This is a genomic window from Pseudothioclava nitratireducens (genome assembly GCF_029210495.1).
In the GTDB taxonomy this organism is placed as follows: domain Bacteria; phylum Pseudomonadota; class Alphaproteobacteria; order Rhodobacterales; family Rhodobacteraceae; genus Pseudothioclava; species Pseudothioclava nitratireducens.
On record NZ_JARGDK010000004.1, the window covers coordinates 299,348 to 309,771 of the forward strand.

General features: G+C 62.7%; 8 protein-coding genes. 4 read left to right on the plus strand and 4 right to left on the minus strand.

All coding sequences use genetic code 11. The annotated features are described in order from the left end of the window. Positions 1-267 precede the first annotated feature (267 nt). Positions 268-1,227 (plus strand): NADPH:quinone oxidoreductase family protein, encoded by a 960-nt coding sequence (locus tag P0X85_RS07035; RefSeq protein WP_275810613.1) that lies wholly within the window; start codon positions 268-270, stop codon positions 1,225-1,227. 125 nt (positions 1,228-1,352) lie between these two features. Beyond that, complete coding sequence (locus P0X85_RS07040) at positions 1,353-2,072, plus strand: Bax inhibitor-1/YccA family protein (RefSeq protein ID WP_275810616.1); 720 nt, start codon at positions 1,353-1,355, stop codon at positions 2,070-2,072. A 59-nt stretch (positions 2,073-2,131) separates the two neighbouring features. Here the strand turns inward: P0X85_RS07040 and P0X85_RS07045 are convergent, their stop codons facing one another. The 4 genes from P0X85_RS07045 to P0X85_RS07060 form a co-directional block, all read right to left on the minus strand. Next, the gene (locus P0X85_RS07045; protein WP_275810619.1) at positions 2,132-3,118 is read right to left on the minus strand and encodes a type I glyceraldehyde-3-phosphate dehydrogenase; all 987 of its coding nucleotides are present in this window, start codon (positions 3,116-3,118) and stop codon (positions 2,132-2,134) included. A gap of 83 nt (positions 3,119-3,201) precedes the next feature. After that, positions 3,202-4,818, minus strand: a complete 1,617-nt coding sequence (locus P0X85_RS07050; RefSeq protein ID WP_275810622.1) for a hypothetical protein — start codon at positions 4,816-4,818, stop codon at positions 3,202-3,204. 69 nt (positions 4,819-4,887) lie between these two features. Beyond that, positions 4,888-6,453 carry an alkaline phosphatase PhoX gene (locus P0X85_RS07055; protein WP_275810625.1) on the minus strand — a complete coding sequence of 522 codons (1,566 nt, stop codon included), beginning with the start codon at positions 6,451-6,453 and terminating at the stop codon, positions 4,888-4,890. Between the two features lie 173 nt (positions 6,454-6,626). Further along, on the minus strand, positions 6,627-6,938 hold the full coding sequence (locus P0X85_RS07060; protein WP_275810628.1) for an ETC complex I subunit: 312 nt from the start codon (positions 6,936-6,938) through the stop codon (positions 6,627-6,629). Positions 6,939-7,266: 328 nt separating this feature from the next. Here P0X85_RS07060 and uvrB point away from each other — a divergent pair, with 328 nt between their 5' ends. Further along, positions 7,267-9,450: an excinuclease ABC subunit UvrB gene (uvrB, locus tag P0X85_RS07065; protein ID WP_275810631.1), complete on the plus strand. Its 2,184-nt coding sequence runs from the start codon at positions 7,267-7,269 to the stop codon at positions 9,448-9,450. Then, the gene (locus tag P0X85_RS07070) at positions 9,447-10,214 is read left to right on the plus strand and encodes a DUF6782 family putative metallopeptidase (RefSeq protein WP_275810634.1); all 768 of its coding nucleotides are present in this window, start codon (positions 9,447-9,449) and stop codon (positions 10,212-10,214) included. Before uvrB ends, P0X85_RS07070 begins: the two co-directional genes overlap by 4 nt. Positions 10,215-10,424 lie beyond the last annotated feature (210 nt).

Genomic DNA, 10,424 nt, shown 5'->3' on the forward strand with positions numbered 1-10,424 from the left:
AAAAGACAGGTTCAAAGAGGTGCATATGTCGGCTCGCATGGTAAATAAAGCCGCATTACGCTTAACGTGCCGTGATGCAGGACTACTCGCCTTCCGCGTGTTTTGCATTTTGCAATGCAAATTGCAACTTCCGCAACGTCAAGTCATCCATATTGCAATCCATGCAAAAAAGATGATTCGGAGGTGTTTATAATGGTTAACGCTGGACCTCTCCCGCGAAGCGTTTAAATTCAAATGCCAGAAGAAGTTAACGGTTGGGACAGGATCATGCGCGCCTTTCAGATCGCCGCAGCGGGTGCACCCCCGCAACTCGTGGAGATCGCCCCCGGACAGCCGGGGCCGGGCCAGTTGCGGATCTCTATCGCGGCCTGCGGGTTGAATTTCGCGGACCTGCTTATGATCGAGGGCAAGTATCAGGACACCCCCGAAGCGCCCTTTGTGATGGGCATGGAACTGGCCGGAACCGTCCTTGAGGCGGGCTCAGGAACAACGATCCGCCCCGGTACGCGCGTCGCGGTTTTCGCGGGACAAGGTGGGCTCGCCCAAGAGGGTATTTTCGACGAGAGCCGTTGCACGCCGATGCCCGACTCGATGAGCTTTTCCGAGGCAGCGGCGTTCCAGATCGCTTACGGCACCTCGCACGTGGCATTGGCGGATCGCGCGGCGTTAAAGCCCGGCGAAACCCTTGTCGTGCTTGGCGCGGCTGGGGGCGTTGGACTCACGGCGGTCGAGATCGGCAAGCGGATGGGCGCAAAGGTCATCGCCTGCGCGCGCGGTGCCGACAAGCTGCGCGTTGCCCAAGAGGCGGGCGCCGACGTGCTGATCGACACCGAGACGCCCGATCTCAAGTCAGCGCTGCGGGCCGAAGGCGGCGCGGATGTGGTCTATGATGCGATCGGGGGCGATGCCGGGAGCGCCGCGTTCCGCGCGCTCAATCCGGGCGGGCGGTTTCTCGTGATCGGCTTCGCCAGCGGCGCGCATCCCGAGATCCGTCTCAATCATGCGCTGGTCAAGAATATCGCCATTCACGGGCTGTATTGGGGGGGCTATCTCAAGCTGGACCCCGAACGGCTCAAGGCTTCGATGACGCAATTGTTCAACTGGTTCGAGCAGGGCGGATTGCGCCCGCATATCTCGGCCGAATTCCCGCTCGAACAGGCCGCAGAGGCGCTCGAGATGCTGCGCGCCCGGCGCTCGACCGGCAAGGTCGTCGTGCGCGTGGAATAATTCAGCGGCCCTCACACAAAATTCGGCGGGCGATGCTTGAAAACATGCGCGCGCCTGCCAATATCGAAGCCAAATGCGGGGTCGTCAGGGCGGCGCCGCACCTTAGGGACAACACGGAGAGAGAGATGGCTCAATACGATACGCTGCATCGCACGCAGGCTGGCACCCGCAGTGCCATGATCGACGAGGGTCTGCGCGCCCATATGAACAAGGTCTATGGCCTGATGTCCGTCGGCATGCTGATCACCGGCGCCGTGGCCTATGCGGTCGGCACGAATGAGCAGCTTCTGATGGCAATCTTCGGTTCGGGCCTGAAATGGGTTGTCATGTTCGCGCCCCTCGCCGTGGTCTTCGCCTTCGGCGCCATGCTCCACAAGATGTCGGCCAACACCGCGCGGGCCGTATTCCTCGGCTATTCGGCGCTCATGGGCCTGTCGATCAGCTTCATCTTCGCGGCCTATACCGGCATTTCGATCGCGCAAACCTTCCTCGTGACGGCTATCGCCTTCGCGGGTCTGTCGCTCTACGGCTACACCACCAAGCGCAACCTGTCGGCGATGGGGTCGTTCCTGATGATGGGTCTGATCGGCCTGATCGTCGCCTCGATCGTGAACATCTTCCTCGCGTCCAGCGCGATGGCCTTCGCGATCTCGGTGATCGGCGTGCTGATCTTCGCGGGCCTCACCGCCTATGACACGCAGAACATCAAGAACACCTATCTGCAACTCGCGCAGACCGATCAGGAATTCCTCGGCAAGGCCGCCATCCTCGGCGCGCTGCAGCTCTACCTCGACTTCCTGAACATGTTCATGTTCCTGCTGCAATTCCTCGGCAATCGCGAGTAATCGCTGCCAGAGACTGAAATGAGAAGCCCCGCCAAACGGCGGGGCTTCTGCTTTGGGGCTCAGCGCATCAGCGCCGCGACGTCGAGCATCCGGTTCGAGAAGCCCCACTCGTTGTCATACCAACCGAAGATCCGCACGAGACCCGCCGCCGCAACGCGCGTTTCGGGCAGGGCCATGATGACGCTTTCCGGGCGGGCGCGCAGGTCGGCACTCACCAGCGGCTGATCGGTCACCCCGATCACGCCCCCTGCCCCGCGGAGAGCGTCGTTGATCTCGCCCTCACTTGCCGGGCGATCCAGCAGGAGTGCGAGGTCCACCGCCGAGACGGAGGCCGTCGGCACCCGCACCGCCTGTGCGATGATCCGACCCGCGAGTTCGGGGAGCACCTGATCGAGCAGTTTGCCCGCCGAGGTCGTGGTCGGCACCATCGAGAGCGCCGCCGCGCGCGAGCGGGCGAAATCGGCCGCCGGCGCATCCACCGTAGGCTGGCTGCCGGTGTAGCAATGGATCGTCGTCATGGTGCCGCCCCGCAGCCCCCAGCGGTCATTCACAAAGCGCATCAGCGGCGCGAGCGCGTTGGTCGTGCAACTGGCATTTGAGACCACCGCCTGATCGCTCAGCCCGGCCTCGTTCGCGCCCAGCACCACGGTGTAATCCGCGGCTTCGGACGGGCCGGAAATCAGCACCCGGCGCGCGCCGGCGCGCAGCCCCGCCTCGGCCAGATCCCGCCCGCCCGCGCGACCGGTGCATTCCATCACCAGATCAGTATCCGACAGATCGAGGGCCGCCAGATCCGGCTCACGCGAGAGGCGCAAGCGGTGCCCGTCGATGACCAGCACACCGGCTTCCAGCGCGACCGCGCCCTTCCACGGGCCGAACACGCTGTCATATTCGAAGAGATAGGCGCACATCTCGGGCGCAGCGATGTCGTTGATCCCGACGATCTCGATCTGCGGCCAAAGCCGCCCGCCCCGCCGCCGATCCTCGGCCCAGGCCCGCAGAACGGATCGCCCGATCCGTCCAAATCCATTGATGAAAACGCGCATGCGCCCTCCGCTGCTTTGCCCCTAACTAGCGCGGCGCGCAGCGGCCCGCAAAGCCGCATTTGATACGGATACAATGGCCGCGCTCAGCGCAGACCCCAGTCGAGACGGATATCGTGCGCGTAACGGAACTCGGGTGGCAGCGTGGGCGCAGTCGCCTCGTCAATCTCGGCATGCACATTGACGGGCGGCGTGACGGTCGCGTCGCGGCCAAAGACGAAGCTCTGTTCCTCGACCAGCACCCGGTAGGCCTTGTTGAGCCGGAGCGCACGTTCGCGCGAGGGCGCGATGAGCTCATAGACCGTCTTGCCCGCAACGGCATCCGCGCGCAGCGCGCCGCCTTCGTCGAACCAACGGGCCCGCATCTCATCATTCGAGCGGAACTCATCCCCGCCGCCGGCCCGCGCAAGGTAAAGCGCGATCTCGCCCGCCTCTTGACCGAGGTTCGGCGCATCATGCTGCGCATGCAGGTCGATATAGCCCCAGCCCGCCGCCCCCGTCATCTTGCGCGGGAAGGCCCATGTCTGGTCGATATTCGCCCCCGCAGAGGTATGACAGCCCCGGCAGAAGAAGAGTTCCTCATTGGTTTGCGGGCGTAGGTGTCCGCCGCGATCCTCGATGAAGGCAAGCAGGGTCCAGCCTTGCCCGTTATCCATCCCGCGATCCCCCAGATCGACAAAACGCGGCAGGTTTTCGTCCGTTTTCTCCTGCCGTTCATTGCCATAGCGCGAGGCGATCTGCGGGATCGACAGCTCGCGCGATTTCACCATGTAGCGCAGTTCTTTCATGCGCCGGGCGGGCGCGATCTCATCCCCGCTCACACCGACATAGCGCACCGAATGGAGAAACTCCGTCCCCTCGGGATAAATCATCCGCGTGACGGGATGGTCCGAGGCCGCCCCCAGATAGGTCTCGCGGCGCACGATTTCGCGGGCCTCGCCCAGCACCCCGTCGCCATCCAGATCGGCGCCGACGATGCGCTCATCCACGGGCGGCAGGGTGATCCGGTCGAGATCCTGAAATGCGAGTTCCAGCAAGGCGAGATTGGCAAAATAGACGTCGCGGCTCTCCGTTCCGTCGGCGGCAGTGTAGAATTTCGGCGCGAGACGGATCAGCACATCATCCGTCGAGCCATTGGTCGGCCAGAAGGTCGAGGGTTGCGGCTTGTAGTTGAAGGCCACCCACCATGACCCATCGCGGGCCAGCCCTTCGGCATCGAAGGCCGCCGCGCCCTCGGCATAGCCTTCGAGATCAGGCACCCAGCCCGCGAAGCCTTGGGCCGCCAGACGTCCGGCCAGATCCGAATAATTGTCCTGACCGATCCAGTCGAGAATGGCCTCATCCGCAATCGCCGCGACCTCGGCGGAGCGGTCAATGAAGAGGTTTGCGTAGTGATTCGTGAGCCCCGCCTCCGAGAAGGCATATTCGGCCTGAAGCCCGCCATCTTGCATGAAATTGGGGCGCGTGCGGTCGCTGTTCGACTGGTGGCAGACATAGCAGGGATTATGGCGCCCCTCGATCTTGGTGTAGCACATGGGCGGCACCGGAGCTTCGGCATTATAGCGCCGTCCCGCCTCCGCCAGATCGGTCGAAGCCGGGCGCAGTGCCATCAGCGCGGCGGTATCGAGCGCCGAGAGGTCCTGCGCGGTCAACGGCAAGGGGATCGCACAAAACAAAAGACCGGAGAGGGTCAGCGAACGCATGGGAAGCTCCTTGAAAAACGGCGGGGCAGTCCTCGACCGCCCCGCCTTTGGTCAGACCGGATCAGGCGATCACATGGTCACGCGCGCGGGCGTCCACAGCCACATCGCGTTGTTCTCGTGGTTGCCAGTATCCTCGCCGATCAGCACCGAGCCGTTGCCCAGCACCACGATATTATCTGGGTTCGAAATGCCCTCGATATCGCAGGAATTCGCTTCGGCGTTCTTGTCATAGGCACCGCCCGCGACGACCGGGATCATGGTCGAGACGTTGAAGTTGCTGTCGAGTTTGAACTCGTAGACCACACCGCATTTGTTCTCGCCCACGCGGATGTCACCCGCGTCATCGGACATGCCCTTGGCGACTTCGGACATCGCCATATACATGAACGGGACCGACCCATCGGCTGCCGCCTCGAGGTTGATGTTCACGCCTTCCATCTTGCGGAATTCGGCGGTCGCGCCTTTGGCCTTGGCAGCCTTGCGGCTTTCGAGGAAGGCCACGCGGTTGTCGGCAGCCTCGCCATGGGCCCACGCCGCGACCTGCTCATCCGAGATATAGGAGCTGGCGCCCGCCGCGAAATCGTCTTGCGAGATGCCGTCATATTCGGCGATCCAGCCGGCGATCTCGGCATTGGTGCCATGGGCCAGTTCGATCCATGCGATCTGGAAGCCCGCCTCGGCGGCAGGCGTGCCCGGCTCGGCCATCTGGGTCATCTTGGCGGCGTAAAGCGTGCCCGACGACAGATCACCCGCGCGATCCGCGACGAACTTGTAGAAGACCACGTCGGTGCCGTCATCCGAAAGGTAGACCGTGCGCTGATCGGGCATCACGACCGCGTTCTCGTGGCTGAAGCGGCCCAACGCGAAGAGCTTGGTCGGCATCGGCTTCTTGCCCGCCGGGTTGGCGATTTCCACGATGTAGCCATAGCGGTAGGGGTTCGGGTAATGGCCCAGATACCCTTCGAGCGCGGCCACGTCGCCGATCTCTTCATATTCGGGATTGTTCCAGTCGGCGGTCTCGTCGAAATAGAGTTCTTCCGAGGTGAGCGGCGTGTTCCACGGGCTCAGCGTGCCAAAGCAGTTGACCCAGGTGCCCTCGACGCCCGAGAAATCGAGCATCATTGCATCGGCCTGATCGACCGCCCAGAGCCCATCCTCCGAGCGCGTCATGCGCACCCGCGACATCCCGCCGGGGCGGTCTTCCCAGTTGGTGAAGAGGTAGCCCTCATTGGCGCCGGTGCGCACGAAGGCGTTGAAGTCGGGATCATTGGAAACCTTGATCTCGCCCCCAGCACCGGTGATCTTGCCGATCTTGTCGAAATCGCCCTCCTGCACGAGCACCTGATAGGCCCCGAAAGCAGTCTTGACGATCTTCTTCTCGTCGCCCTCGGGCGCGGTCATGGCACCCGCCGTAAAATCCGCATTGGCGACGACGCCCACGGTTGCCTTGGCGAATTCCGTATCCAGATCGTCCGCCGGGTGCTGGACGTTGAAGAACAGGTCGTCCCCTTCGAGGAACATCCCGGTGATCTCGCCCCCGAGCGGCACGGTCGCGACACGGTTCAGCGTGTCGGCGAAAGCGGGCGTGGTGAGCGCGGTGGACAAGGCGAGCAGAGTGACAAATGCCGGTTTCATGGCGAGCTCCGATTGAGTTGGCTATCGGAGCGCAGCGATACCGGCGAGGCGTGACGGTTTGACAACGCCCGCGTGAGCGTTTTGTGACAGCGCGGTCGGCCCCCGGCGACTGTCAGACTGCGCCAAATGAAAAAGGCGCCCGATGGGCGCCCTCACTTCAAAAGTGATAACGTTTAGTGGGTCCAGTTCGACCGGCGTCCGGAGGCGAAGTTCTCGCCATAGCCGCCGGGGCGGATATTGGCTGCGCGCTTATGGCCCTCAGTCACGACATAATCGAGCCCGTGCTCTTTGGCGTAGGCTTCGGCGGCCTCGCGCGAGTCGAACTTAAGACGCACCTGCGATTGCGTGTCGCCCGAGCTGGTCCAGCCCATCAGCGGATCGACCTCACGCGCGTCGGCATGGGCAAAGTCCAGATACCAGATCTTGGTCTTGGCCTGACCGGATTGCATCGCATTGCGGGCCGGTTGGTAGATACGCGCGCGCATGGGGGTCCCTCCAGAAAACACAGCCTTTTCTAGTCATTCGACGCGAAAGCGCAAGCCCCAAGGGGCGTTTCCATGTCATCATGGCGAGAATTGACTGCCGACCGGCTTGGGGAGCGAGGGGTGGGGTGGTGCGCCGGTCGGCAGCCCTATTGCTGCTTGCCAGAACAATTTAGGAACAACAACCGGATTGCGCAATGCAAATATCGCGCATCCACATGATTTTAAATGTAAAATTCAACACACCACTTCATCGTTCATTAACCTTTCCCGCAAGCCCTTGAAAGAGAACGAAAAGAGATCAACTATAGGGCCAGCGAAAGGTGCCGCGATGCCTCATAATAATGCCAACCTGCCGACGGACCGCCCCGACGTTCTGACCCGCCCCAAGCTTGAGGGTGGGAAACGTTTTGTTATGAAGACCGAATTCGCGGCGGCGGGCGATCAGCCGACGGCGATTGCAGAGCTTTCGGCGGGAATCGACGGTGGCGAGCGCGATCAGGTGCTTCTCGGGGCGACGGGCACCGGCAAGACGTTCACCATGGCGAAGGTCATCGAGGAAACCCAACGCCCCGCCATCATCCTTGCGCCCAACAAAACGCTGGCTGCACAATTATACGGCGAATTCAAGGGCTTCTTCCCCGATAACTCGGTTGAGTATTTCGTCTCCTATTACGATTACTACCAACCCGAGGCCTATGTCGCACGCACCGACACCTATATCGAGAAAGAATCGCAGATCAACGAACAGATCGACCGGATGCGCCACTCGGCAACGCGGGCGCTTCTGGAGCGTGACGATGTGATCATCGTGGCGTCGGTCTCGTGCATTTACGGCATCGGCTCGGTCGAGACCTATTCGGCGATGACGCAGGACCTCCGGGTGGGAGACCTGATCGAGCAGCGCAAATTCCTGCAAGAACTGGTCGCGCAGCAATACAAACGACTCGACGCCGCCTTCCAGCGCGGATCATTCCGGGTCAAGGGCGACACGGTGGACCTGTGGCCCGCCCACCTCGAGGATCGCGCCTGGCGTTTCAGTTTCTTCGGCGAAGAGCTTGAGGCGATTACCGAATTTGACCCGCTGACAGGCAAGAAGACCGACGATTTCGAGGTCGTCCGCATCTACGCGAACTCGCACTACGTCACCCCCCGCCCGACGCTGCAACAGGCGATCAAGGGCATCCGGGCAGAGTTGCAGCACCGGCTTAAACAGCTCAACGACGAGGGCAAGTTGCTTGAAGCACAGCGCCTTGAGCAACGCACGAATTTCGATCTCGAGATGCTGGAGGCCACCGGCGTGTGCAACGGGATCGAGAACTATTCGCGCTATCTGACGGGACGCGCGCCCGGCGAGCCGCCGCCCACCCTGTTCGAATTCATCCCCGACAATGCCATCGTTTTCGCCGACGAATCCCACGTCACCGTTCCGCAGATCGGCGGCATGTATCGAGGCGACTATCGGCGCAAATCGGTGCTGGCCGAGCATGGCTTCCGCCTGCCGTCTTGCACCGACAACCGGCCGCTCAAATTCGAGGAATGGGACGCGATGCGCCCGCAATCGGTCTTTGTATCGGCAACGCCTGCCGCGTGGGAGATGGAGCAGGCGGGCGGCGTCTTCACCGAACAGGTGATCCGCCCCACCGGCCTTCTGGACCCCGAGGTGGAGATCCGCCCGGTCGAGACGCAGGTGGACGATCTGCTCGACGAGATTCGCAAGGTCACCGCCAAAGGGCTGCGCGTGCTCTGCACGACGCTGACCAAACGCATGTCCGAGGACCTGACCGAATACCTCCACGAACAGGGCGTGCGCGTGCGCTATATGCACTCGGATATCGACACGATCGAACGGATCGAAATCCTACGCGACCTGCGCTTGGGCGCCTTTGACGTGCTGGTGGGCATCAACCTGCTGCGCGAGGGGCTCGACATCCCGGAATGCGGGCTTGTGGCCATTCTGGACGCGGATAAGGAGGGCTTCCTGCGCTCGGAAACCTCGCTGATCCAGACCATCGGGCGCGCGGCCCGTAACGCGGACGGGCGGGTCATCATGTATGCCGACAGGATCACCGGCTCGATGGAGCGCGCCATCGGCGAAACCAACCGTCGCCGCGCCAAGCAGATCGCTTATAACGAGGAACACGGCATCACCCCGCAGACCGTGCGCAAGAATGTCGAGGACGTTCTGGCCGGCCTCTATGCGGGCGACACCGATATGGCGCGTGTCACCGCTCAGGTTGAATTTGTGAAACCCGGCGCCAATCTGGAGGCCCATCTGGGCGAGCTTCGGTCGAAAATGCGCAAAGCTGCCGAGGATCTGGAATTCGAGGAAGCGGCCCGCCTGCGTGATGAGATCAAGCGGCTGGAGGCGGTGGACCTTGCGATCCATGACGACCCGCTGGCGCGTCAATCCGCAGTCGAGGCCGCCGCCGAAGAGGCCGTGCGCGTGAAGGGGCGCTCGACCGCCGGACGGCCCGGGCAACGCGGGGGGATCAAGCGCAGGAAGGGCAGATGAGGCGGCACCTGGCAGTGGCTGCGCTTGCGATGGCTTGCGCGCTTTGCGGTCTCACCCCGGGCAAAGCGGCCTCGCAAGATTTGAACTGCGCCAGCCCCCCCTTCGAGGCGCCGCCCGAAATCCGACAGATGGTCAGCGCGCTGGCACCCGCCTTCGAACAATTCCCGGCCATCGGCGCCTCGCTTTTTCAGGACTTGCGCGCACTGTGCCTTGCGCCGAACCTCCATGACTCACATGGGTATTTCGAAGCTGACGAACGCCGGATCGTCATCGACGCGCGCTTGCCACCGGCGCTGCGCAGCACTGTCCTGATCCACGAGCTGCGCCACCTCCAGCAGCAGGATTTCGGAACCTGCCCCGCGCCGGACCTGTCGATGACGCAAAACGCCCGCGCCATCTACGCGATGGAGGCCGATGCGAGCGCGATCAGCCATGTCGTGGCATGGCAGCTTCGCGAGAGCGGGCAAACCGGGATGTGGGACGCATTGGCCTCTTACCCGCTACAGGCCGACATTGCAGAGGCATTCGCGCGCGAAATGGCACGATCGGGCGATCCCAGAGCTGCGGCAAGCGTCGCCTTCGCGCAATGGTATGCACGCGCTGAACGGCGTGAACTTTATTATATCGCGGCCTGCTCCGACTATCTGGAACGTAATGACCGGACTCATCGCCTGCCAAGCTATGCCAGGCTTACGCCAAATTTCTTCGCCCGGCTGTGCAAGATGCCCGACGGGCACGCCTATAGCTGTGCCGATGCCGGCTGACCCCTTACCCCTTGGGATCACTCACCGTCAGCCCCAGCATCCGCCAGACCTGCATGCCGCCGCGATAGTAGAAGATCTTCTCGGCCGGGAAGCCGAGTTCGATCATCTCGCGCGCGGCGGTGGGCGACTGGCCGGGTAGCGTCCGTCAAGGTGGTGTAATTTCCCAGATGGCCTGAGGTCATGATCAGGCGGCTTTCGTGGTTATGCTGA